At 63.4% G+C, this 24,873-nt stretch carries 20 protein-coding genes; 12 read left to right on the top strand and 8 right to left on the bottom strand.

Going from position 1 to position 24,873, the window contains the following annotated elements:
- Positions 1–53: 53 nt before the first annotated feature.
- The 3 genes from ML539_RS14915 to ML539_RS14905 form a co-directional block, all read right to left on the bottom strand.
- A complete protein-coding gene (locus ML539_RS14915) occupies positions 54–299 on the bottom strand; it encodes a hypothetical protein (RefSeq protein WP_243325178.1) in 246 nt (81 codons plus the stop codon).
- 12 nt (positions 300–311) lie between these two features.
- On the bottom strand, positions 312–749 hold the full coding sequence (locus tag ML539_RS14910; RefSeq protein ID WP_243325176.1) for a hypothetical protein: 438 nt from the start codon (positions 747–749) through the stop codon (positions 312–314).
- Positions 750–1,166: 417 nt separating this feature from the next.
- On the bottom strand, positions 1,167–2,081 hold the full coding sequence (locus tag ML539_RS14905) for a protein mss51 (protein WP_243325175.1): 915 nt from the start codon (positions 2,079–2,081) through the stop codon (positions 1,167–1,169).
- A 292-nt stretch (positions 2,082–2,373) separates the two neighbouring features.
- On the opposite strand from ML539_RS14905, the gene ML539_RS14900 reads away from it, so the two are divergent.
- The 4 genes from ML539_RS14900 to ML539_RS14885 all read left to right on the top strand — a co-directional run bounded on the left by ML539_RS14900 (position 2,374) and on the right by ML539_RS14885 (position 10,062).
- Positions 2,374–4,638: a class I SAM-dependent DNA methyltransferase gene (locus ML539_RS14900; RefSeq protein ID WP_243325173.1), complete on the top strand. Its 2,265-nt coding sequence runs from the start codon at positions 2,374–2,376 to the stop codon at positions 4,636–4,638.
- Positions 4,635–5,639 carry a virulence RhuM family protein gene (locus ML539_RS14895; protein ID WP_243325171.1) on the top strand — a complete coding sequence of 335 codons (1,005 nt, stop codon included), beginning with the start codon at positions 4,635–4,637 and terminating at the stop codon, positions 5,637–5,639. Before ML539_RS14900 ends, ML539_RS14895 begins: the two co-directional genes overlap by 4 nt.
- 107 nt (positions 5,640–5,746) lie before the next feature.
- Positions 5,747–6,985, top strand: coding sequence for a restriction endonuclease subunit S (locus tag ML539_RS14890; RefSeq protein ID WP_243325169.1), 1,239 nt, complete (start codon positions 5,747–5,749; stop codon positions 6,983–6,985).
- Positions 6,982–10,062, top strand: a complete 3,081-nt coding sequence (locus ML539_RS14885) for a type I restriction endonuclease (protein WP_243325168.1) — start codon at positions 6,982–6,984, stop codon at positions 10,060–10,062. Before ML539_RS14890 ends, ML539_RS14885 begins: the two co-directional genes overlap by 4 nt.
- 295 nt (positions 10,063–10,357) lie before the next feature.
- Here the strand turns inward: ML539_RS14885 and ML539_RS14880 are convergent, their stop codons facing one another.
- From ML539_RS14880 to ML539_RS14860, 5 genes are all read right to left on the bottom strand, one after another.
- Entirely contained in the window at positions 10,358–11,806 is a 1,449-nt protein-coding gene (locus ML539_RS14880; protein WP_243325166.1) for a reverse transcriptase domain-containing protein, read from the bottom strand.
- A 145-nt stretch (positions 11,807–11,951) separates the two neighbouring features.
- Positions 11,952–12,275, bottom strand: coding sequence for a helix-turn-helix domain-containing protein (locus ML539_RS14875; RefSeq protein WP_243325164.1), 324 nt, complete (start codon positions 12,273–12,275; stop codon positions 11,952–11,954).
- A 58-nt stretch (positions 12,276–12,333) separates the two neighbouring features.
- Positions 12,334–13,503 (bottom strand): tyrosine-type recombinase/integrase, encoded by a 1,170-nt coding sequence (locus tag ML539_RS14870; protein WP_243325162.1) that lies wholly within the window; start codon positions 13,501–13,503, stop codon positions 12,334–12,336.
- Positions 13,503–13,799: a hypothetical protein gene (locus tag ML539_RS14865; protein ID WP_243325160.1), complete on the bottom strand. Its 297-nt coding sequence runs from the start codon at positions 13,797–13,799 to the stop codon at positions 13,503–13,505. The genes ML539_RS14870 and ML539_RS14865 overlap by 1 nt, the downstream gene beginning before the upstream one ends.
- Positions 13,796–14,938 carry a site-specific integrase gene (locus ML539_RS14860; protein ID WP_243325158.1) on the bottom strand — a complete coding sequence of 381 codons (1,143 nt, stop codon included), beginning with the start codon at positions 14,936–14,938 and terminating at the stop codon, positions 13,796–13,798. The genes ML539_RS14865 and ML539_RS14860 overlap by 4 nt, the downstream gene beginning before the upstream one ends.
- Before the next feature lie 287 nt (positions 14,939–15,225).
- Between ML539_RS14860 and ML539_RS14855 the strand changes: the two genes are divergently transcribed.
- From ML539_RS14855 to ML539_RS14820, 8 genes are all read left to right on the top strand, one after another.
- Positions 15,226–16,398, top strand: coding sequence for a Fic family protein (locus ML539_RS14855; RefSeq protein WP_243325157.1), 1,173 nt, complete (start codon positions 15,226–15,228; stop codon positions 16,396–16,398).
- A 249-nt stretch (positions 16,399–16,647) separates the two neighbouring features.
- Positions 16,648–17,082 carry a hypothetical protein gene (locus ML539_RS14850; RefSeq protein ID WP_243325156.1) on the top strand — a complete coding sequence of 145 codons (435 nt, stop codon included), beginning with the start codon at positions 16,648–16,650 and terminating at the stop codon, positions 17,080–17,082.
- Positions 17,083–17,085: 3 nt separating this feature from the next.
- Positions 17,086–17,895 carry a hypothetical protein gene (locus ML539_RS14845; RefSeq protein WP_243325155.1) on the top strand — a complete coding sequence of 270 codons (810 nt, stop codon included), beginning with the start codon at positions 17,086–17,088 and terminating at the stop codon, positions 17,893–17,895.
- Positions 17,896–18,091: 196 nt separating this feature from the next.
- Positions 18,092–18,472: a metalloregulator ArsR/SmtB family transcription factor gene (locus ML539_RS14840; protein WP_243325154.1), complete on the top strand. Its 381-nt coding sequence runs from the start codon at positions 18,092–18,094 to the stop codon at positions 18,470–18,472.
- A complete protein-coding gene (locus ML539_RS14835; protein ID WP_243325153.1) occupies positions 18,469–18,738 on the top strand; it encodes a hypothetical protein in 270 nt (89 codons plus the stop codon). The genes ML539_RS14840 and ML539_RS14835 overlap by 4 nt, the downstream gene beginning before the upstream one ends.
- A gap of 72 nt (positions 18,739–18,810) precedes the next feature.
- Entirely contained in the window at positions 18,811–19,986 is a 1,176-nt protein-coding gene (locus ML539_RS14830; protein WP_243325152.1) for a TolC family protein, read from the top strand.
- Between the two features lie 32 nt (positions 19,987–20,018).
- Positions 20,019–21,113, top strand: a complete 1,095-nt coding sequence (locus ML539_RS14825; RefSeq protein WP_243325150.1) for an efflux RND transporter periplasmic adaptor subunit — start codon at positions 20,019–20,021, stop codon at positions 21,111–21,113.
- Positions 21,103–24,195, top strand: coding sequence for an efflux RND transporter permease subunit (locus ML539_RS14820; RefSeq protein ID WP_243325149.1), 3,093 nt, complete (start codon positions 21,103–21,105; stop codon positions 24,193–24,195). Before ML539_RS14825 ends, ML539_RS14820 begins: the two co-directional genes overlap by 11 nt.
- Positions 24,196–24,873: the final 678 nt, after the last annotated feature.

The raw sequence follows: 24,873 nt of genomic DNA, 5'->3' as shown, positions 1-24,873 counted from the left end.
GTGGTGCGGCAGTGGTGGGCCTGGACGAGGTGGAGGCGTCCACGGTCACCCCTTCAGTCCCAGTGAACTGCCACCTCGGCGTCCCCGAGACCCCCCTCGAACACCTCGCGGCCCGTGTCGGTCGTCACGTGGACGGCCCCTACGGCGCCGTAGTTGAAGGCCCACAGGTCCTGCTCCAGGACGCCTTCGACCGGGAAACCCTGCCCCTCGACGACCACGGGTAGACCCACCTGGATCTGGGCGAAGACGGGCTCCATGAGGCTGATGGAGTGCAGGTCGAATCCGTAGTCCACGGTCACGCGGATCAGGGTCTACTCCCGCACGAAGAGCATCAGGTGGCGCCGACCGTCCGGGGAGAAGTCCATCCAGAAGAGGGTGTAGGTGGGAACGGTCGGGTCGGCCAGGGCCCGGAGCAGGACGGCGGCGCACCCCTCCGGATGGCCCACGATGGCCGCCACGTTGATCAGGCTGACCCCGAGGGTCATCGGGTCGGGGTTCCGGTCCAGCCAGTCCCGGACCTTCCCAGTGATCAGGATCGGCGGGCGCGGGGCCATGCCTGGGCGACGCTGGGGGATTGTGCCCCTCTGGGAGACCGGGAGGAGCGTGACCTCGAAGCCCGCGTCGACCAAAGGCCCCTGGAGGGTCTGGACGCGCTCGTCGAGCAGGATGGTCTCCTCGATCCGCATGGTCGCGGACGGGGGGTTCCCTTCGGGGTGCTGCTCGTCGTTCTGGATCAGGTTGATGCCCACGTCAGCTCCACAGCGCGGTCGGAAGGAGTGTCAACCAGGCATGGGCCCAGAACGCAGCTTCCCAGACCAGGGAGGCCCGAAGATCAAGGCGGTGAAGCCGATGCTCTTCCACAACCCGGAACTCGGCCCAGAGCGTGGCCGTTGCGAACAAGCGGAACGCCCCGCCCACCACAACGGCAATTACATTGCGCCCATCGAGGCCCCGGAGAGCGTGGACGACGGCGCCGGGCTCCCGGATCCCCTGAACGATCAGCAGGCCAAGGCTGACCCTGGGCAGCCACCGGGCGCCCAGGGCCCGAAGCACCCAGTCCGAGGTCCTCAGCGAGGTTCCGGCGACAAGGAGACGGCCATGGAGTCGAAGCCGGATGCCAAGGCAGGCGAGAGCCCAGAGGGCGACCACCGCGAACCAGATAGGCTTCAACGCCCCCGCCGGATCAGCTCGTCCAAAGGCATCACACTCACAGAGCCCCAGCGGAGGCACCGATGCCCATATCCGGCCACGAGAGGGACGTGGAGAGAGTCTCCACCGAGGGTCACCATGTCTTTCCCTGGCACCGGCCAGAACCTGGGCAGCCCGCAGGCACGACAGTGGAGGGTGTTCCCGCACTGGCAGGGGGACGACGGTCCCGTGGTAGGCCAGCCGCAGTCCGAACAGACCCGGACGTGCTTGGGCAAGCGCTCAGGGTCAACCGGGGTCAAGGGCGGGGCCGATGGGGACATCTTCCAGGTCCGCCCGTCCTTCAGGGCCAGCCACCCGGACCCCTCGATGCCCATCTCGCCCAGGAGGACCACGAGCTGGCTGGGGGTGGTAGCGCCCGGCAACGCGGAGCAAGTCCAGATCCCGTTGGCTACCCACCCATCCAGCAGAACAAAAGGGCGCGGCATGGGCAGGACCTGGGTCGGGCGCATCCAGACCGGCAGGAGGAACCGGTAGTCCCTGGCCTCGATGACCGGCTTGGCGTCGCCGTAGGTGAAGACGACGGTCTCGCCCCGGCGGAGGTCTGAGACGGTGCACCGGGTGGCCGGACCGCAGTTCAGCTGCATGAACTTCGCGCTGCCCCGGATGATCTCCTCGATGGGCAAGGTGGCCTCGAACGTCACCGCCCCGGGTCCGTGCCCCCGGGTGCGGATCAGCCCCTGGTCCATGGCGAGCAGCAGGATGTCCCGGCGACCCTTCCCGTTGAAGTCCCAGCGCAGATCCCCAAGAGCCAGGACGACTTCGTCGGGAAGCTCGAACTCCTGGGCGTTTTCGGGTCGCTGGATCCAGCGGGCATGTTCATCGACGAGCTTGAACGAACCTGTCTTGGCGTGGATCCAGAAGCCCTCTCGCAACGACCCCCCGCTTGGTAGGGGCCTCGTGCTCGTCACCTTCGCCGTCAGGCAGGGCCCCTGGGCCTAGTAGGGGGATCGGAGGGAAGTAATGCACCCGCCACCAAAACTGCCCCGCCGAGAACGCCCCCTCCGGGATTCCGGCCAAGGAATGCCCAAGGCCCTGCGTTAACCTGAAGGTCATCTACCTAAAGGGTCATGCAGCGTCTCCAGGCTTGCCCCGCCCAGGCTCAAATACATTCCGCCGACCTCATCCTCTCCAGTTTCGGCCATAGGCCGCACGGAAAACAAATCCATGGCCAACCTCGACACCATCAAGCAGCAGGGCGATGTCATCTGGAACATCGCCAACCTCCTTCGGGGCCCCTACCGGCCACCCCAATACCGACGGGTGATGATCCCCCTGGTCGTCCTCCGGCGCCTGGACTGCGTCCTGGAGAGCAGCAAGGAGGCCGTCATCGCCCTGCACAAGAAGTTGCAGGCGGACGGCAAGTCGGACCCGGACACCATCGAGAAGACCATCAACCACAGGTTCAAGCTGACCTTCCACAACACCAGCGACTTCACGTTCCAGAAGCTCCTGGGGGACCCGGACAAGCTCGCCGCCAACCTGGTGAACTTCATGGCCGGGTTTTCCTCCCGGGCCCGGAAGATCATCGAAAAGTTCAAGTTCGAGGAGGAGATCGAGAAGCTGGAGGAGGCCAACCGCCTCTTCGAGGTCGTCAAGCAGGTGGCGGCTGTGGACCTGCATCCGGACACCATCCCAAACATCGCCATGGGCTATTTGTTCGAGGACCTGGTCCGGCGGTTCAACGAGCAGGCCAACGAGGAGGCCGGGGACCACTTCACTCCCCGTGAAGTCATCAACCTCATGGTGAAGCTCCTCTTCACCCACGACGATCTGGTCTACACCCAGGGGAAGGTCATCAAGATCTACGACCCGACCTGTGGCACGGGCGGGATGCTCTCAGAGTCCGAGAAGCTGATCAAAGATCCGGAGAAGGGGCTGAACCCCAGCGCCACCCTTGGGCTCTACGGCCAGGAATACAACCCCGAGTCGTTCGCCATCTGCGGCTCCGACCTCATGATCAAGGGCGAAGATGCCCAGAACATTGCCTTCGGGGACACCCTGGGCACGGGGAAGACCAAGGAAGGCTTCGTGGATGGCGACGGCCATCCCAACGAGCAGTTCCATTACATGCTGGCGAACCCTCCCTTCGGCGTGGAGTGGAAGCCGGAGAAGGACCACGTCACCCGGGAGCACAACGAGTTCGGATTCAACGGACGCTTTGGCCCCGGTCTGCCCCGTATCAACGACGGAGCCCTCCTGTTCCTGCTCCACATGATCTCCAAGATGCGGCCCGCCGGGGACGACGAGGGCTCCCGCATCGCCATCGTCTTCAACGGCTCGCCTCTGTTCACCGGAGACGCTGGAGGCGGGGAGAGCAACATCCGCAGGTGGATCATCGAGAACGACATGCTTGAAGCAGTGGTCGGCCTGCCGGACCAGCTCTTCTACAACACGGGCATCTCGACCTACATCTGGCTCGTGACCAACCGAAAGCCGGAGCACCGGAAGGGCAAGGTCCAGCTCATCAATGCTACGGACTTCGCCTGGAAGATGAAGAAGAGCCTGGGCGACAAGCGGAAGAAGATCGGGGATGGCCAGGATGGTTCTCCCGATCACATCGGGGTGATCACCAAGCTCTACGGGGATTTCCAGCACGACGTGCAAATGACCGTTGGAGAGATTCAGACCAACATCGATCCCAAGCGAGACCAGACCAAGGGTCTGATCGTCAGCAAAGTGCTCGACAACCGGGACCTCGGGTTCCTGAGAATCACCGTCGAACGCCCCCTGCGCCTGAACTTCGCCGTGACCGATGAGCGCATCGCCCGGTTCAAGGCGACCAGCGCCTTCATGGATCTGGCGATCTCCCTCAAGCGGAAGAACAAGAAAAAGAAGGCCGAGGAGGAGTTACAGGGGAAGGCCGCCCAGGCTGCCATCCTGGAGGTCCTCGAAGGCATGAAGGCGGACTTCACGGATGGCCACGTGGTGAAGGACCGGAAGGCCTTCCTCAAACAGCTCTCCTTGGCCTTCGAGCAGGCGGAGACCGAGCTGGAAGGCACCCTGAAAACAGCCCTGGTTTCCCCTGGGAGCCTCGGAGAGAAGGACCCCACGGCGAAGCCCTGCCTGGACGCCAAGGGGAACCAGGAGCCGGATGCGGACCTTCGGGACACGGAGAACGTCCCCTTGCCTCCGGGCATCGCCCTGCCCCTCCCCTTGGACTACGAGGGCAAGAAGAACAAGGGGAAGGTGGACCTCACGAAGCTCATCGCCTTGGTGAAGGACCACTGCGAGGCCTACCTCAAGGCCGAGGTGCTGCCCTACCGGGCGGACGCCTGGATCGACCACAAGAAGGTGAAGGTCGGCTACGAGATCCCATTTACCCGCCACTTCTACCAATATGAGCCGCCACGCCCCCTGGAGGCGATCGAGGCCGACATCAAGACGCTTGAGAAGGAGATCATGGCCATGCTGGAAGGGGTCACGGCATGAGCGGCGAGGTCGTGCTCTACCGGAGCGAGGACGGCAAAGCCCAGGTGCAGTTCCGGGCCATGGACGGCACCGTGTGGCTATCCCAGGGGGAGATCGCCGAGCTGTTCGATACCACCAAGCAGAACGTCAGCATCCACGCCAAGCACATCCTGGAGGAGGGTGAGCTGCCGGAAGGGGCAGTTGTAAAGGAATCCTTGACGACTGCCTCGGATGGCAAGAACTACAAGGTCAAGGTTTATCGCATCGAGATGATCCTGGCCATCGGCTACCGGGTGCGGTCCCCCCGGGGCACCCAGTTCCGCCAGTGGGCCACGAGCCACCTGACGGAATACCTGGTGAAGGGCTTCGTCATGGACGACGAACGCCTCAAGAACCCCGGCGGCTGGGACTACTTCGACGAGTTGCTGGCCCGCATCCGGGAGATCCGGGCCTCCGAGAAGCGCTTCTACCAGAAGGTCCGGGACCTCTTCGCCCTCAGCGACGACTACCGGGCCGACGACACCCACGCCCACCTCTTCTTCGCGGAGGTGCAGAACAAGCTCCTCTATGCCGTGTGCCAGAAGACGGCGGCGGAGATCGTGGTCACTCGGGCGAACCCCGACGCCCCCAACATGGCCCTCACCACCTGGAGCGGGTCCAGGGTCCGCAAGCAGGATGTCATCGTCGCCAAGAACTACCTCTCCGCCGAGGAAGTCGACACCCTGAACCGCCTGGTCGTGATCTTCCTGGAGCAGGCCGAACTCCGGGTGAAGGAGCGGAAGAGCCTCACCCTGGCCTACTGGCGGGAGAACGTGGACAGGTTGCTGGTCTTCAACGACCGCCCCGTGCTGACCCACGCCGGGTCCATCAGCACCGAGGACATGAAGGCTATCGCCCACGACCGCTACGAGGCCTTCGACCAGAACCGCCGCCAAGCCGAGGCGCTTGATGCGGACACGGAGGACATCAAGACCCTGGAAGCCATTGAGAAGCAGGCGAAGGGGAAGGAAGGTGGGGCGTGAGGTATCCGGCCTACCCCGAATACGCCGACTGCTGGACGGGCTGGCTGGGAGCCCTACCTCGACATTGGTCATCTAGGCGGCTACGGTTCACGGCATCGGAAACTCTGATGTATGGCGCGAATGAAGCCGCAGTTCTAGATGATCCTCAACTTCCTCGCTACATTCGGATCACTGATGTGAAGGAAGACGGCACCCTTCATGAAGACACCTTCCGCTCCCTCGAAGAACACGTTGCAGAACCTTATTTACTGCAAGATGGAGACATCCTTCTTGCACGTAGCGGGACCGTCGGCAAGAGTTTTCAGTATTTTGCTAGTTGGGGAAGAGCGGCCTATGCGGGCTATTTGATCCGATATCGAACTGATCAGACGGTCATTCTTCCTAGGTATGCTTTTTATTACTGTCAGACAGCGTGTTACTGGGCTTGCATTCGTTCCACATCGATCCAAGCCACCATCGAGAACTTCAGCGCCGAAAAATACAAAGATCTCTATCTCCCCATTCCACAGCTGGATGAGCAAAGGCAGATCGCAGCCTTCTTGGATTGGAAGACAAGTCAGATCGATGCCCTGATCACCAAGAAGACGGATCTGGTCGAGAAGCTCAAGGAGAAGCGAACGGCGATCATCACCCGAGCCGCCACCAAGGGATTGGACCTGTCCGCCCCCATGAGGGACTCTTGCATCGATTGGCTTGGTTGGGTGCCAAGGCATTGGGACATCGTCCCCCTCGGCTTCTTGATGACGATGTCAGGGGGTATGACCCCAAGCACGTCGAAGGCAGAGTATTGGGAGGGTGACATTCCATGGGTCACCCCCAAGGACATGAAGCAAGAGAGGATCTCCGACTCGATTGATCACATCACGGAGAAAGCCCTGGAGGAAACTGGCCTTGCGTTGATCCCGGACGGTGCTGTTCTCGTAGTTGTTCGAGGGATGATCCTCGCTCATTCCTTTCCAGTGGGCATTACGGAGCGTCCGGTGACGGTGAACCAGGACATGAAGGCTCTCCGTTGCGGGGGCGAGTTGGACGCCCGTTTCCTCTTCTGGTGCCTGACCGGATTCTCCAAAATCCTGTCAAGCCTCGCCCAAGAGTCCGCCCACGGAACCCTCAAGGTGGAGTCAGACACGCTCAAGAAATTCGCCTTCCCTGTGCCACCCATTGCTGAGCAACGAGTGATTGTCCGGTTCCTTGAAGGCCGTCTGGAGTATCTCGACCGATTGGTTGAGACCGCCGGAAAGACCGTCACAAAACTCACGGATTACCGCACTGCATTGATCACCGCCGCCACCACCGGCCAGATCGATGTGCGTCATGTGGCGATTCCCACCCCGGCCCAGTCATGAAAAAGCACACCGAAGCCCGTCTCGAAGACGCCATCGTGGACCACCTGACCACACAAGGGGGATACACCTTCGTTGACTACCGGGAGAAGGGAAACGCCCCCGGGCGCTACGACAAGGCCCGGGCGCTGGATCCCGTTCTCGTGCTGGGGTTCATCCAGTCCACTCAGGCGAAGGCCTGGGACAGCCTGAAGGCCATTCACAAGGCCGAGACCGAGAAGGTCGTCCTGGACCACCTCGGGAAGGAGCTGGAGACCAAGGGCATCCTCAAGGTGCTGAGGCAGGGGTTCAAGTGCTACGGCAAGAAGCTGCGGGTGGCCTCCTTTGCCCCCGCCAACCGGATGAACCCAGACATGCTGGCCCTCTTCGGGAAGAACGTCCTGAGCGTGACCCGGCAGCTCTTCTATGGCGAGACCCACACGAAGTCCCTGGACCTTGTGCTCTTCCTCAACGGCCTGCCCATCGCCACGGCGGAGTTGAAGAACCCCATGTCGGGCCAGACGGTGGACCACGCCAAGAAGCAATACAAGACCGAGCGGGACCCCCGGGAGCTGATCTTCGAGTTCAAGCGGCGCACCCTGGTCCACTTCGCCGTGGACCCGGATCAGGTCTTCATGACCACCCGGCTCAGCGGGGACAAGACCTTCTTCTTGCCCTTCAACCTCGGCAACCACGGCCATGCGGGGAACCCCCCTGCTACCGATGGCGGGTTCCGCACCGCCTACCTCTGGCGGGAGGTGTGGCAGCGGGACAGCCTGATGGACATCCTGGGCCGCTACCTGCATCTCCAGGAGGAAGAGAAGCGGATCCTGACCGACGAGGGGATCAAGAAGATCACCAAGGAGACGATGATCTTCCCCCGCTACCACCAGCTCGACTGTGTCCGCCGTCTGGTGCATCACGCCCAGGAGCATGGCCCCGGCAGGAACTATCTGGTGCAGCACTCCGCTGGTTCCGGCAAGTCCAACTCCATCGCCTGGCTGGCCTACCGCCTGTCGAGCCTCCACGACGCCCAGGACAAGAAGGTCTTCGACAGCGTGGTGGTGGTCACAGACCGCCGGGTGCTGGACCAGCAGCTTCAGAACACGATCCACCAATTCGATCACAAGGACGGCGTGGTCCAGAAGGTCGATGAGGACACCCGCCAGTTGGTGCAGGCGCTCGCCAATGGGACGCCGATCGTCATCACCACCTTGCAGAAGTTCCCCTTCATCGCCGAGACCCTGGAGAAACTCCGGGAGGAAGGCTTCCACGGCCTGAGCATCGCCACGAAGGACAAGCAGTTTGCCGTCATCGTGGACGAGGCCCACAGCTCCCAGTCCGGCGAGAGCGCCACGGAGCTGAAGGGGGTCCTCAATGCCGATCGTCTGGCCGAAGAGGCGGCAGCCTACGCCGCCGAGCACGGACCGGAGGAGGATGAGGACCCCGACCGCCTCGCCGGGGTCGTGCGGGAGATGATGAAGCGGGGGAAGCAGCCGAACTTGAGCTACTTCGCCTTCACCGCCACCCCTAAATACAAAACGAAGAAGGTGTTCGACGAGCCCGGCCCCACGGGGGAATCCCCCTTCCACCTCTACACCATGCGGCAGGCCATCGAAGAGAGGTTCATCCACGACGTTCTCAAGCACTACGTCACCTACGAGGCCTACTTCCGCATCATCCAGGCCACCGAGGAAGACGTGCATGTTGAGCGGAAGAAGGCCGCCCGGGCCCTGGCCCGTGTCCTGACGCTCCACCCCCACAACCTGGCCACCAAGACCGAGGTGATGGTGGAGCATTTCCGGACCCACATCCGGCACAAGATCGGGGGAAGGGCTAAGGCCATGGTCGTAACCGACTCCCGGCTACATGCCGTGCGCTACAAGCTGGCCTTCGACAAATACATCAATAAGAAGGGCTACCAGGACGTGAAGACCTTGGTGGCCTTCTCGGGCACGGTGGTGGACCCCAAGGTCCCCGGGAAGAACTACACAGAAGTGGGCATGAACGGCGGCATCAAGGAGAGCGAACTTCCGGGGAAGTTTGACACCCAGGAGTATCAAGTCCTCCTGGTGGCTGAGAAGTATCAGACGGGCTTCGACCAGCCCCTGCTCCACACCATGTATGTGGACAAGAAGTTGACGGGCCTTCAGGCCGTCCAAACCCTATCCCGGCTGAACCGCACCTGCGCCGGGAAGGAGGACACCTTCATCCTGGACTTCCGGAACAAGCCCGAGGAGATCTTCAAGGCGTTCAAGCCCTACTACGAGGACACACCGACGGAGCCGCTGACAGACCCTCAGCATCTCTATCGGCTCCAGCACCAGATCGAGGAGACCAACCTGATCTTCGAGGAGGAGGTCAAGACGTTCGCAGACGTTTACTTCAGGCCGCACCGCCAGGAGACCTTCCAGGACAGCGCCGAGATGAACGGCATCCTGGACAAGGCGGTGGAGCGATTCAAGGGTCGCCCGGAGGAGGAGCGGGAGGAGGCGAAGACCCTGCTGGTCAACTTCCGCAACATGTATGCCTTCCTCTCCCAGGTGATCCCTTACCTGGACTCGGATCTGGAGCGCCTCTACACCTACCTCCGGTTCCTGCTGACCAAGCTGCCGAAGCGGGAGGCGGGACCAGCCCTGCACCTGGAAGATGAAATCGGGCTGCAATACTACCGGCTGCAAAAGATCAGCGAAGGGCGAATCGACCTGGATACCGGGGACGGGAAACCCTTGAAGGGGCCGAGTGATGTGGGCACCGGCCAGCAGGACCAGAAGATCCGCCTGTCGGAACTCATCGACATCCTGAACGAGCGCTTCGGGACGGACTTCACCCTGGCCGACCAGTTGTTCTTCGATCAGATCCAGGAGGAGGCCGTCGAGAATGACGCTCTCCAGAAGGCGGCGGCGACCAACACCAAGGACGATTTCCGCTACGTCTTCGAGAAGGCCTTCGAGGGCTTGGTCATCGACCGCATGGAGGGCAACGAGGAGATCTTCAGCAGGCTCATGGGCGACGGAGAGTTCCGGAAGATGGCCCTGGAGCACATGCTTCACAAGGTCTACGGCGCCCTCAAGAAGGAGAAGGCAGATACCCCGGTATAGCCGCCAGAGTGCCTGATCAATTGCTCCGGCCCGCCAGGGCTGACCCTGCTGAGGTCAGCCCAAAATGACGACGGGCCCGTGCACGGGCCCGTCTCCTGGATTCCGGCCAGTGCCGTCGCGGATTTTATGGCGGGGCGCCGCGTGCTCGCCCTCTCATGTTGTCGTGAGAAAGTGCAGAGTCAGAATTACAGTAGGTATAGCCTTGAAACATGCGCGTGTGAGCGGGCACGGCTGTTACCAGCCTTGGTCGCCGTCGGGGGCGTCCCCCCGTTTGACGCCGAGTCGAAACCGCTGATCAGACGGCTTCTCCCATGCCCGGGCGAACAACCTGGTAGCCATGCAGGTAGGTTCGCCAGTCGCCGGATAGAGACTTAAAGTAACGCCCACGCTGACGTGCTTCGTCGATGAGGGTCTGGATGTTCCCCGGGGAGAGCATCATCTTGAGACGTGTCAGGTGGGTGTTAGTGGCCTGTGCCCTGCGCATCAGGGCTTCGAGAACGGGCCTCACGGCCTCCAAGTAGTGGAGATGGCCATCGAGGTCACTGAGGTGGCTCTGGTAGGCGAGGAAGCCGCCTACGCTCTTCTGGATCTTGTCCAGGAGTCCATTGGCGTCGAGGGGTTCCTCAAGCTCCCCACGGCGATCAGGATGGGCTTGCCATTGGTCAGAGAGGAATTGCCACTTCTCCATGTAGCGGCGCCACTTCCCCACCGATCTGGAGATGCTGATCGGAGAGGTGGTGACCTGGATCGAAGACGAGTCCTGCCCCGGCGCCATGGAGAGTGTGAAGCCCAGGAAGTTCAGCGCCGTCGGCTCCGCTGTGGCCATGTCCGAGGAGGGCATGTCCGTGGAGGTGCCGTGGCAGTTGACGATCCTGGTCTTCTCGGGGTGGATGTCCAGGCCGAACTCATTCAGGCGTGCAGTGACTGCCTGAAGAAAGGTCCGGGCTTCCGCCTCGTCCTCGAACATCGCCACGTAATCGTCCGCGTATCTGATCAGGTCAGCCCGTCCGGTGAGGCCGGGGAGAACCGTCTCGTAGAACCACGTGTCCAGGGCAACGTGGAGGACGACGTTCGCCAGCAAGGGTGAGATCACGCCGCCCTGGGGGGTTCCCTTGGTCGTCGCTTCCCACTGCCGCCCGTCCTGGGTCCCAGCCTTCAGGAACTGGAAGATCAGGCGCCGGTAGAACTTCGAGAGGCCCATCCTCTTCAAGATGCTCATGAGCACCCCGTGGGGGATGGAGTCGAAGAACTTCCGGATGTCGGCGTCGATGATCCAGGCTCCCTGCCAAGTGGCGAGGTTATCCCGGATCCTCTTGCAGGCGTCGATGGTCCCCACGTGGGGTCTGAACCCGAAGGAGCAGGGGAGGAAGATGCCCTCCATCCACGGTTCTAGGTGGAAGACCATGGCCCACTGCACGACCTTGTCCTCTATACAGGGGATACCCAGGATGCGTTTCTCCCCGGGGCCCTTGTAGATCGGGGCCTTGCGCACGGGCCTGGGTCTCCAGTGGCCGCTGTGGATGTCCCTGAAGACTCGCCGGAGGTTCTGGTTGGCGTCCTTTAGGTAGTCCTTGGCGGTGACACCGTCGATCCCGGGCTTCGCCTCTCGGTTGATCCTGTGGACCGCCTGCTGGAGGTCCTCCATGGTGATGATGTTCTCGGTGGTAGTGTTCTCGAAACTCGCGCGGGATCGACCCCGGCCCCGCCGAGTGACAGACATGGTGTTCATGGCTAGCTTGGTCATGCCGTTGGCCTCGGGGAAGTTCTGAAGACGATGGTCGATCCGGGTGTTGGTCGGGTCTGGGCCCGACCCCGGGCGCGGCGAAGCCGCGAACGGGGTCGGCCGCCAGGAGGGCCACGGTTCGAGGGTTGGACGAGCATGGGGACTCCTACCCGCCTTGGGGGCGGATGTTGGCGAGGAAGTTCCAGCGCCGGGGGTGCGGGCCCTGGTCGGCTGCTGGCGAAGGGATGATACCCGCGAGATCGTCGGTCCGACCGCGCCCCTCGGAGCTGTTCCCCGTGTCGAAACCGGCCCCCGCGTTCTCCCTGCCCAGCCAGACTTCCAGGAGGGCCACCGAGTAGCGGACGGCCCGGCTCCCAACCCGGCACCAGGGAGGACCGGCATGGCATCGGCGCCATCGCTTGAGGGTGCCGACGGCGACGTGGAGGCGCTGGGCGGTCTCTCTGGCCGTGATGAGATCGGTTGGGGTCATGTGGGGCCTCCAGGGATCAAGAGGGTTCACCCTTGATCTCGGAAGTCGGGTTTCCCGTTCACGGCAACATCGTCATCGCCGTGCCGTCTTCATCACGTCCCCCATCCGCTACAGGAAGATGTGGGACCGCCCGCCGAAGCTCACCCAGGCCGAGGTGGTCCAGGTAGGTCTGGGTCGTGGCCACGTTGGCGTGGCCGAGCATCTTCGAGACGGCGAGGATGTTCCCGCTGTAGCGCAAGGCCCTGATCGCGAAGCTGTGGCGGAGGCTGTGGGGGCTGATGGGCTTCGCGATCTCAGCCAGATCATGCAGAAGATAGATGAGGTCCCGGACCGCCCGCGCTCCGACCCTGGTCTGGGTTCGAAGGTGACGCCCGCGATCCTGGGCAAGGAACAGGGGCCCCGAGTCGGTGGTCGTGCGCCCCGAGCTTGACAAGTAGGCGTGGATGGCCCGGGTGACCTCCTCGTGGATGGGGACCATCCGGTCCTTCGCGCCCTTGCCTGCCCGGATGTGGAGGATGTCTCCGCCGTCTGCATCCTGGCGGAGGTCCCGAACATCAAGGCCGGTCAGCTCGGAGACTCGTGGCCCAGCGCCGAGGAGGGTCATCACGATGGCCCGGTCCCGGCGGTCCGCCGCCGCCTTGATCATCCTGGCGGTCTCCGCCTCGGTGAGCACCAAGTAGGGCTTGATCACGGAGACGCGTGGGGCCCGGAGGGTTGCCCGGAGAACCTCGCCGTCGAATTGGCGGAGGTGGAAGACCCCGCCAACCCAGCGAAGGAAGGCCCGGACTGCCGCGAGGGCCTGGGCGTGGGTGGCAGGTCCACGCCCATCGGCCAAAAGGCGGGCCCGGTAACCCGCGAGCCGCGCCCCGGTCAGGTCACGGACATCCTCTACACCAAGAATGGCAACAGCATCGTGAAGGTGACGACGGTAAGCACGCCGGGTGTCCTCGCTGTCGAGGCCCCCACTGATGAAGGAGGCGATCACCATCTGGACAGGGGTCGCGCCGGGGATGACCTGGATCCCCGCCGGTGAGGTGGTGGTGCTGATAACTCTTGTTATCGGAACCTTGGCGGCGGGCATCCGGACGACCAAGTCCGGGGTGACAAGGTCGGGGTCCGGACGGACTTTTCGGGGGACCTCTGGGTTGACCTCGACGAGGCGATGGTCGTCGGGGGGCTTCACCCGAGGCGTCGCCTGGGAGGTTTTCTCCTGCGCCTTCTTCTTCATCACGCCACCCGCCGGGGGCTTGCGAAGACGTTCCGCTCGACCTTGTGGGACAGGACCCACTCCATGACCTCGGTGAATACGAAGCCCAGCTTCTTCCTGGCGCCGGGAACAGGGACGTGCGGGCACCCCATGTCACACCACAGGTAGATCGTTCGCTTGGAGATCCCGCCGGGCATCAGCTCCCGGAGCCGGAGCACAAGCTCGTCGGTGCCGAGCAGGCGCTTGAAGGTCATGGTGGTGGTGTCGGCTTCGGTGGCCACCGTCGTGGGGGTGGCCTTCGTGCTGGTGGTGGTCATCGGTTCGGTTCTCCGGTTGGGTCGTCGGATGGGTCGATCTGACCCACACCGCCGGGCATCGCTTGGGGCGTGATAGGGACAACTCGGGTGAACATCTCGGTGATCCCATCGAACGTGGTCTGGACCACGACCTGGAGGTTGCATGGGACCTTGTTCACATACTTCTGACTGGTCGCAATCCGCTCATGGCGGAGCAGGTCACGGATCTGGAAGGCGTTGGCTCCCCTGGCCGCGTGGATGGTCGCGCACGAGGCTCGGAGGCGGTGGGGGGTCAGCCCGGGCTTGCCGATCTCGACCCCGGCCTCCTCCACGACCTTGCGGGTGTAGCCCTTCAGGTGCAGGGACCCGGCCCTCCCTGGGAGGACCCACTCAGACTTCTGCGGCAACGCCCTGACCGCCCGGAGCACCTCGGCTTGGACAGGGATAGGCTGAGCCTTCCCGTTCTTCGCACGGGCCGGAGCGTAGAACGCCCAGTCGCCGGTGAAGCCGTCCCAGCGGAGCCGCAGGGCCTCGGACTCGCGTAGCCCCATAAGGAGCATGGCCCGGATGGCCACCTGCTGGTGGGCGTTGCCTAGGGCGTCCACCTTCATCAGGAAGGGGATCAGGTCGTCCCGGACGAGGAAAGGTCGGTTGTCCTCCGGCACGGGCTCGTAAGGCATCTGCTTCAAGGGGTTCTCAGCAATTTTCTTGTTTTTCACGGCCCAGTTGATGGCCACCGCCAGGTAGCGGAGCACGATGTTCACGGTCGTCGGAGCGAGCGGGCGCCGGTCTGGGTCGTCGGATTCGAGGAGGGTGCGCTTGAAGGCGATGATGGTCGCCTGGGTGAGGCGGCGGACCTGCACGCTGCCCAGCACCGGGCGGGCGCGGTCGAAGGCATAGTTGGCGCGATCCAGATGCTTGGCTCTGGCGTAGCTGCTATCCAGCCAGTAGTCCATGGCTTCGCTGACGGTCAGCTCGACTTCCAGGCCCTCCTGCTGGCGAAGGAGGTCATCGCGGACCCGTTCGAGCAGTTTTCTCGCCGTCTGCAACTGGGTGGTGGGAAACGTCCCTTCCTTGGTCTGGCGGCCCACCCGGATTTTGAATGCCCAGAAACCCTTGGGGGTCTTCTTCAACCCGTTCTTGTAGCCGGACTGCGCCATGAACCCCTCGGTGATGGCGGGGTGACCCCGTCCACTGCCGAGTAGGTCGTTCACATCCTGGAATGCACCCCAAAGTGGATCCAGGTGGCGAAGCCCTGGTGGGGACGGCGGGCATAGCGTCGAAATATTCTGGAAATACACGCAACGCTAGGTAGATACGTCTTTCGGAGCCGACCTGGTGGACACCGCTGGCCCCCATCAAGACGTAAAACAAGGTGATGTCTTGTTTTAGTTGTTTGCCCTTTTCTAAAACAAGGATCATCCTTGTTTTACTTTCCGGGGGCGCCATGAAGCGGGACATCACAGGCCGCTACGTCGTGCAGACGACCCAGGGCGAACCCGTCCGGGCATTCGTTCCACACCCCCTGCCACCTGATCCCCCCATCCAGTGGACCCCAGGACTGCTGGCCGCCCAACAGCGGGCCGCCCTGGCCCTGGGTCGCCTAGATGGGGTCACGGCCCTGCTGCCGGACCCGGCCCTGTTCCTCTACAGCTACGTCCGCAAGGAGGCCGTGCTCTCCAGCCAGATCGAGGGAACACAGTCCTCCCTCTCTGACCTGCTGGCCTACGAGAACCAGCACGCCCCCGGGGTCCCCCTGGACGACGTGGTCGAGGTGTCCAACTACGTCGCAGCCCTGAACCACGGGCTGAAGCGTCTCAAGGAGGGCTTCCCCCTCTGCTTGCGGCTCATCCGCGAGATTCACGAGGTGCTGCTCACCTCGGGCCGGGGCAGCGGGAAGCAGCCCGGGGAGTTCAGGACCAGCCAGAACTGGATTGGCGGCAGCCGCCCCGGCAACGCCAAGTTCGTCCCGCCGCCCCATGAGGAACTCCCCGAGTGCCTGAAGACCTGGGAGACCTTCCTGCATGGGGACGCCACCATCGCCGACCCCCTGACCCGGGCGGCCCTGGCACATGTGCAGTTCGAGACCTTGCACCCCTTCCTGGACGGCAACGGGCGCGTGGGGCGCCTGCTCATCACCCTGCTCCTCAGCGTGGAAGGCGTGCTGCGCGAACCCCTCCTATACCTCAGCCTTTTCCTGAAGCAGCACCGGGAGACCTACTACGAGCTGCTGCAAAAGGTCCGCATCGAGGGCGACTGGGAGGCTTGGCTCGACTTCTTCTTCCAGGGCGTTACCGAGACCTCCGACAGCGCGGTCTCGACCGCCCAGCGGCTACTCCAGCTATTCTCCGACGACCGGAAGCGCATCCAGGCTTACGGCAAGATCGCGGGGTCCGTCCTACAGGTCCACCACTACCTACAAGGGCGGCCCATTGCCTCCGCCTCGGCCATCGGCGACGCCGAGAACCTCTCCCCCGCCACCGTCAATAAGGCCCTGAAGGCCCTGACGGAGATGGGTATCGTCCGGGAGATTACCGGGGGCCAGCGTAACCGGCTGTTCGCCTACAGCCAGGTCTTGCAGGTGCTGTCCGAGGGGACGGAACGGGAAAGCCCTTTCTGAAGACCTTTGGCATGAAATTGCCCAGTTGCTCTGAAACCTGTCGGGATTTCGGCCCCAGGTCGACAGTTCTGGGCTCATACTCTAGCGACCGACTGGCCTGTATGCCCAGATTCAACTGATTTCGCTCAAGAGGCACAGATTTTGATCACAGACAAATTGGAATCCATCAGATTCTGATGCTCGGCCATCCACATCTCGGAAACTCAAGGCACTATTTAGTCATCATAAGATTCGTAGAGTGAGGCATCTATGACCCCAAGAGATTGGACACTGATGACAATTTCGTCGGGAGAAGGTCCACTGCAACCTGTTCAGCTACAAAAGAGCCTCTTCATCATCAGTAAAAAATTTGATGCAGATAAACTTAAATCAAGTTCATTTTATCCGTTTGATCCGTATGATTATGGCCCATTTTGCGGTGAAGTATATTCAGATGCTGAGCGTTTAGAATTTGAAGGTTTGATAACAATTACACGTCCTCCGATTTCGCGTTATAGACAATATCAAATCACAGAAAAAGGCAGAGAATTAGCTAAATCACTAAAAGACCGGTTGGATCCAGAAGTTAAAGAATATCTAGAAACAATTGTTAACTGGACACAATCATTGACATTTAATCAATTGGTCTCGTCAATTTATGCGGCTTTCCCAGAGATGAAGGCCAACAGTGTATTTCAAGGATAGACCATGACTGTCTTGGTTGGAATACGGTGTAAAGACGGAATTTTGATTGCCTCTGATAGTGCCGCCACTTTTGGAGCCGGTGGTATGTTCACCATTGGCCAACAACAAGTTCAAAAGGTCAAAACCCTTGGTGATCATATAATTTACGCTGCTACAGGGGCCGTTGGTATTTCGCAAATACTTTCAAATCAGATTCTTAGGCTCTGGAAAACCAACGGTTTTAGCGGGTTGACAGAGCCAGAACAAGTAATGGACAAGATCGGAAAAGAAATCGCCCAATTCCTTAATCCCTACTTGCATACCGCACAATACCAAAGGTCACTTACAGGAGAAGCTGGTTCATCGATTTGCAAATCATTAGTCGCAATTCCAGTAAATAAAAAGCCACATCTGTTTCAATTTGACGTAAATGGATCACCGGAGATGTGCACGAAGGACCTTCCCTTTGTCGCACTAGGAAGTGGTCAGGCAATTGCGGATCCTTTTCTGGCTTACACAAAACGCCTGCTCTGGTCCGATTCCGAACCTTCATTAAGTGAAGGACGGCTGGTGGCAGCTTGGACCATAGATCACGTAAAACGAACAAACCCTGGTGGCGTTGGTGGAGGGATCCAGATGGCCATCCTTCCTCTTCCATCGAAACCAGGGGACCTACCAACTGTTCAATCCGCTTCAGACACCGACATCGGGGAACACCTCGAAAAAATCAACGCGGCGGAGACAGCGTTGATCAATGAGATCAAGGGAATAAATACCGGGACATCGACTGCAATACCTGGAGTGCCTGTTCCAGGCTCTCCGGCTACACCCTAGCTGCTGCTGTGTGGTGCATCTGTGGGGCGCTCTATCGGGAACTTGAGCCAACCCGCACCACGACTACCTCTGCTTGCTTCGATACCTTTCTTGTGATTCCAAGCGTCGTGGATGCAGGTTCACGGCTGAGTGAATCAGGCCACATGAATTGATTTACTCAACATCATATTACATCGGTCCGTGTAATATTCATTCGATGGCGAAGTCGCTCCTCCAGCTCCCCGCTTGCCCCCCCAAGGCGCCCCTGACGGAGCGTCCGCTCTTGGGCGTGGCAATGGCCTCGGAGTTGGCCCAGGTCTTCGAGGTGCTGGCGTCGGACACACGTCTGCGGCTACTCCACGCCCTAGTGCTCCTGGGCGACCCCTGCATGAGTGATCTGGCCGAAGCCGTGGGCATGAAGCCCCAGGCCGTCTCCAATCAGCTCCGGCGCCTGGTGGATCTCGGCATCCTCAGCACCCGCCGCCATGGGACCCACATCCACTACAGCATCGTGGACCCCTGCGTGACCAAGCTCATGTATCACGGGCTCTGCCTCAACGAGGAAACCCACACACACGCCCACGTGACCGCCTCATGAGGCGCTGGGTTGCGATCCTCCTGCTCTGCCTGGCCTCCGTCTACTTGGGCGCGACGAGCCTGGATCAGTGCGCCGAGGGCGTGAACGACGACTGTGCCCCCATCTGCCACATCTTCTGCGTCGATGGCTGTGCCACAGTCCCCGTTCCAGAGGCTCCCGTCCCACCTGCCCCTGATCCGCTGCCGCGCACACACTACGAGGCCGAGCGGGCCGAGCACCTCGTCAGCATGGTCATCGAACCCGAGAAGGGTCCCCCCCGGGCCTGAGCGATCCCAGCTCCGAAGCCACGGCTGGGCCTCGCCTTGCCGCGCCATCCACTCGAACCGATTGAGGCTCCCATGCGATCTCTCCTTCTTGGGGCGATGCCCTGCCTGCTCTTCGCGCAGGCGCCGCCCCTCTCCTACGACGACATCATCCAGCGGGCCCGGACCAGCCCCGAGCAATTCCGGACCGAGGCCCTGCTCGCTGAACGGCATCGAGCCCTGGCCAGCACACGCGGATTCCTGCGCGAGGGACCAGCCCTTGGCATCGCCGCCGGGCCTCGCACGAACCCTATCGCTCCGACGACAACGGACCAGACCGTGGATCTGGACTTGCCGTTGTTCTTGTCGCAAGGCACCCGGAGTCGCCTGGAGGCATCCCTCGGCAAGGCCGACCCGGCGCTTCGTGACGCCGCCAAGATCGAGGCACGTTTCCGTCTCCGCCAAGCCTATCTGGACGCCTGGCTGGCCGAGGAGGTCCTGCACCTTCGGGAGACGGATCTCGCGACGGTGCAAGCGTGGTTCAAAGCCGCCCAGGTGCGGCTGGAGACCGGAGCGGACCCCGCGTTCCAGGTGACCCTGGTCGAAGGCGAGCGGCTCCGCGCCCAGGCTGATCTGGACGAGGCCCGCCGCCAGCGGCTGAACGCCTGGGCCGTGCTGCGATCCCTGGCTGATGTGCCCCCCGTGCCTGCCGCTTTGGCGGCCCCGGGGGAGGCTTCCCTGCCACCCTCCGACGACCTCCAACCCAGGTTCGAGGCCAGCACCCTGCGCCGGGCCATCCAGGAGCGTCTGGATCTGGAAGAGCAGGCCCTTCGGCATCAGGAAGCCATCGCCACCAGCCGGTGGAGTCTCCGAGGCAGCTACGGCAAGGAAGGGGAAGACCGCATCGGCAAGGTTGGCTTTGCGTATCGCTTCCCCCGCCCGGGTGAAGGTCAGGCCGTCCGGCGGGAGACGGAGGCCACTATCCAGGCCACCAAGCGTGAGCTGGAGACCGCCCTACTGGAACTGGATGCCCGCTTCCAATCCGCGCTGGCAAGGCTTCAGACCGCCACGCCGCCCTTGCCCTTCACGGGCTTCGAGCAGTCCCTCAAGGCCATCAGCTTGCGCCTCAGCGAGGGCAAGGAACGCCCTTCCGAGGCCCTGCCCATCCGCCGCCAGCTCCTGGAGGCGAAGGCCGCTTCCTTCCGCCGCCTCCACGCCGCCCACCTTCTGTCCGCCGAAGTCCAGGCCCTCACCAACGGGGTGAACCCATGAACCATGTCCTTCGACTGTCCCTCTTATCCCTTGTGCTGATCGCCACCACGGCGTGCGACCGCAAGGCCACGCCCGCTGAATCCAAGGAGGCCCACAAGGATGAGGCCACCCGGGGCGACGAGCCCATGCACCTCCCGCTGAAGGACATCCGAGGCCTCCGCTTCCTGGTGGTTCCCGAGCCCAAGGCCGAGGGCGCGTGGTATCCCGCCGAGGCCATCGGGGACGAGTCCGCCCAGGCCATCCTCAGCAGCCCGGTGAAGGGCATCGTCTCGGCAATCCAGGTCCCACCCGGACAGCACGTCGCCGCCGGGGCCGGGTTGTTCACCGTCCAGAGCCCCGAGCTGGCCCGCCTCAAGGCCGACTGGCTGTCCACCCGGGCCAAGCGTGACCGTGCCGAGGGCGAACTGGCCCGCGAACAGCGGCTCTTCGACGCCCAAGCAGGCTCCCGGCGCGAGCTGGAAGCCGCCCGGAGCGAAGCCGCCACAGCCAGGGCGGAGGAGGAGGCCGCCCGGCTCGCCCTGGAGGCCCGGGGCCAGAACCCCGAGACGGCGGGTGCCGTCCTGACCGTGAAGGCTCCGAAGGCTGGCACCGTCACCGCCTACAAGATCCAGCTCGGCCAAGGGGTCGAGGCCGGGCAGGAGCTGGGTAGCTTCCAGGCCGCTTCAGCCGCCATCGCCCGCCTGGAGCTGCCACTCCCCGCCCCGGAGAAGTGGCAGACCGGCGCCGTGACCGAGGTCCGCAAGGGCGACGGACAGCGGTGGAAGGCCCGTCTGGAGGGCACCCCCATGACCCTCACCACGGACACCCGGCGCCTCAGTTACCGCCTACGCCTGTTGGGGGGTCCGCTCCCCATCCCCGGCACGCCGCTGGAGGTGCACGTGCCCCTGGCGAAGACCGTCGTTCTCCCCCAGAGCGCCTTGCAGCAGGTGGAAGGGACCTGGGGCGTCTTCGTCAAGGAAGGCGAGGAGGCCGAGTTCCGGCCCGTCCGCCGGGGCCCCGAGCTGGGCACCGACGTGATGGTGCTCGATGGGGTGAAGCCCGGCGAGACCGTGGTGGGCGAGGGGGCCTACCTGCTGAAGTCCCTCCAGATCAAGCGCAAGAGCGGAGGGGAAGACCATGACCACTGATGTCTCATCCTCACATCACCGATCTCTGATCCGCCGCTGGTTCGACTGGATGCTCCCCCGCAAGGGTTGGGTCTTCGCCCTGGCCATGGTGTGGGGAGTCGCGGGGCTCGCCAGCTTCGCCACGCTGAAGCGTGATCTCTTCCCCGATCTCTCCCTCCCCAGCCTCAACCTCCTCATCCAGAGCCCGGGACGCGCCGCCACGGAGCTGGAGCTTACCGTGGCCCAGCCGGTGGAGCAGGCCATCGGCGGCCTCCCCGGCGTCAAGCGCGTAGTGAGCACCGTGCAGGCCGAGGTCGTCCAGGTGGTGGTGTCCTTCGAGGGCGACACGGACCCCTGGCGGGCCCGTCAGCTCGTGGCCGAACGCCTCGCGGGCATCCTCGGCAACTTCCCGGAAGGGACCCGGGCTCCGCTGGTCTCCAGTGCCGCCGGGCGCCTCCAGGAGATCATGGAGATCGTGCTGGAAGGGCCTACCACGGACCCCATGAAGCTACGGGACCACACGGAGAAGGTGGTCATCCCCCGCCTCCAGGCGGTCCCCGGCGTCGCCCGCGTGGAACGGCTCGGGGGTGAGGAGCGCCAGCTCCAGGTGATCGTCCAGCCCGAACGGATGCGCCTCCAGGGGGTGAGCCTCACCCAGATCCTTGAAGCCCTGGACGGCAGCCACCAGGACAGCGCCGCCGGGGTGATGGAGATCCAGGACAAGGGCTGGTTCATCACCGTGGGCAGCCTGGCGGCCCAGCCCGAGGACGTGAAGAAGCTCCGGCTGAAGACACCTCGGGGGACGATCCTTCTGGGCGACCTGGCTGAAGTCCGTGAAGGTGCTGGGTTTCGACGTGGGCTCGCCCGCCACCAGGGCCACGAGGACGTGAGCCTGCGGGTAGTCCGCCAGCCCACGGCAGAGACCCTGACGGTCTCTCGTGAGACCCGGAAGGCCCTGGATGAACTGCGCCAGAGCCTGCCCGACGGGATGGAGCTGACCCTGATGTATGACCAGGGGAACCTCGTCACCCACGCCCTGAACGGCGTGACGTTGGCGCTCCTTCTCGGCGGGCTCTTCGTCGCCCTGGTGCTCGTGCTCCTGCTGGGGAACTTCCGGGCCGCCCTGATCGTCATCGCCGTGCTCCCCCTGGCCACCCTCGGGGCGGCGATCCCCCTGAACGCGGCGGGAATGGGCCTCAACGCCATGACCCTGGGTGGCCTCGCCATCGCTGTGGGCCTGTTGGTGGACGCCGCCGTGATCATGGTCGAGAACCTCGCCCATCGGCTGCATGAGCACCGGGATCACATCGAGCCTAGACGGGTGGCCCTTACGCGGGCCGCCGCCGAAGTGGGGGGTCCTGTCCTCACTGCGGTGCTGGTCATCCTGGCCGTCTTCATCCCCTTGCTGGCCATCGGAGGCTTGGCGGGCAGGCTCTACGCGCCGCTGGCCGTAGCCATCGCCACGGCCATGACCCTCAGTTTGATCTTGAGCTTCACGCTCGTCCCCGCCCTGGTCGAACGGTTCCTCCCTCCAGGTTCCCTGCTGGAAGAGCCGAAGCCCGTGAAGGCAATCAAGTCCATCTACAAGCCCGGCCTGGACTGGGCCATGAAGCACGGGGTGCTGGTGCAGGTGTTGTTCCTGGGCTTGACCATCCCGAGCCTGTGGCTGGCCATCAACCTGGGGAGCAACTTCCTACCCACCCTGGACGAGGGCGCTCTGCTGTTGAACAGCATCCTCCCTGCCGAGACCAGCCTGGCCGCCGTGGATGAGGCCAACTTCCAGCTTGAGCAGAAGCTGGTCAAGCTCCCTGGTGTCTCGTCTGTCTACCGCCGGACCGGGCGTTCGGAGCTGACCGAAGACCCCATGCCCCACACGATCTCCGACGTGCTGGTGGTGCTCGACGGGTCCATGAGAACCCCCGAAGTGCAGAAGGAGGTCGCCGAGATCGCCGAGAGCTTGCCCTATCCGGTGGAGCTGACCACACCCATGCAGATGCGGATCGCTGAAGGCATCGGAGGCACTCCGGCGGACATCCAGATCAAGCTCTTCCACCCGGATCTGGGGGCCCTTCAGACCCAGCTCCCCGGCATCCAGGAAGTCTTGGCCAAGGTGCCGGGCGTGGCATCCGTCACCCCCGAGGGCGCCGGATCCTTGCCGAAGTGGATCGTGGTGCCCGACGAGGACGCGCTGCGTCGTCTCGATGTTCCGCGACCACTCATCGTGAAGACCCTGAAGACCGCCTTACAGGGCCTCGACACCACGCCCCGCTTCGACGGTCCCCAACGGATCGAACGGATCGTCCGCTTCCCGGACGATGGCCGCACCAGCCCCGAGACCCTCAAGCGTCTGCCCATGGTGCTCGATGATGGCCGCGTGGTCGAGCTGGGCCAGGTGGCCCGCTTCGACGAGGCGAGCACCCCCAGCCTGATTCGCCGCGAGGCGGCCCAGCGGCGCCTGGCCCTGAACGTCCGCACCACGGGCGACCTGGGGGGCACGGCGGACCGCCTGGAGAAGGCCCTCAAAGGCTTGACCCTGCCCAAGGGCACGGTCGTGAAGCTGGGCGGCAAGGTCGAGGATGCCCGGGAGACCCAGAAGCGCCTGATGGTCGCCATCGGGGCCGCCCTGGCCCTCGTCGTCGGCCTGCTCTACCTCGCGCTGGGGCGCTGGCGGGAAGTCCTCGTGGTCGTCCTCACCCTGCCCAACGCCCTCGCCGGAGGCCTCATCGCGCTCTGGCTGGCGGGGGAGACCTGGAACATCAGCTCCATCGTGGGGGTGATCGGGCTGTTCGGCGTCGCGGTGCAGAACAGCCTCGTGCTCATCTCCCAGGCCAAGCATCTGGTGGATGCCGGAATGCCGTTCCAAGAGGCCCTCAAGGAGGCCAGCCTTGGTCGCGTGCGCCCCAAGCTCATGACCGCCGGGAGCGCCATCCTCGGTCTCATGCCCATGCTGCTCGGCATCGGTGGCAGTGAACTGGAGCGACCCCTGGCCATCGTCATGGTGGGCGGCCTCATCACCAGCACCCTGTTCACCTTGCTGGCCCTGCCCAGCTTCTATGCCTGGGTGGGCAAGCCGAAGACTGTGAACGGCGCTGAAAGCCAATAGATTGTGGTGTATCTGTGGGGTGGCCTCCCGGGTCACCCCGCAGACCCGCATGGACACTCACTCCCCGAGTTTCGATACCTTTCTTGTGATTCCAGGTGTCGTGGGTTCGAGTCCCATCAGCCGCCCCAGATCGAAAGCCCCCCGCCAGGGGGGTTTTTCATTGGGGGAGAACCGGGCTCGAACCCACGACAGAAACAACGGCTGCCCGGTAGGCCCCAGCGAGGAGGCTCCAGTGGAGCCTCCGCAACGCCCGGGGGCCGGGGCCAGCCGTTGGCCGGGTTCGAGTCCCATCAGCCGCCCCAGATCGAAAGCCCCCCGCCAGGGGGGTTTTTCATTGGGGGAGAACCGGGCCCGAACCCACGACAGAAACAACGGCGGCCCGGTAGGCCCCAGCGAGGAGGCTCCAGTGGAGCCTCCGCAGCGCCCGGGGGCCGGGGCCAGCCGTTGGCCGGGTTCGAGTCCCATCAGCCGCCCCAGATCAGCGCCCCGCGAAGCGGGGCGCCTTCATATCGGGTGGCTGATGGGACTCGGACCCGCGAATGGGACCGCGGAGACAGCCCGTTGGGCTGTCGGGAGCGGGACCGGCAGACCGCGCAGCGGGGTGCGGTTCGAGTCCGACCGAGTGGGTCGAAGCCCCCGGCGGGTTGCGTGGTGAGACTCAGACCCACCCCAGCCACA

The organism is Geothrix sp. SG200 (genome assembly GCF_022808935.1).
Taxonomy (GTDB): domain Bacteria; phylum Acidobacteriota; class Holophagae; order Holophagales; family Holophagaceae; genus Geothrix; species Geothrix alkalitolerans.
The sequence above is the reverse complement of the archived record's forward strand: the minus strand, read 5'-3'. Positions and strand labels throughout refer to the sequence as shown.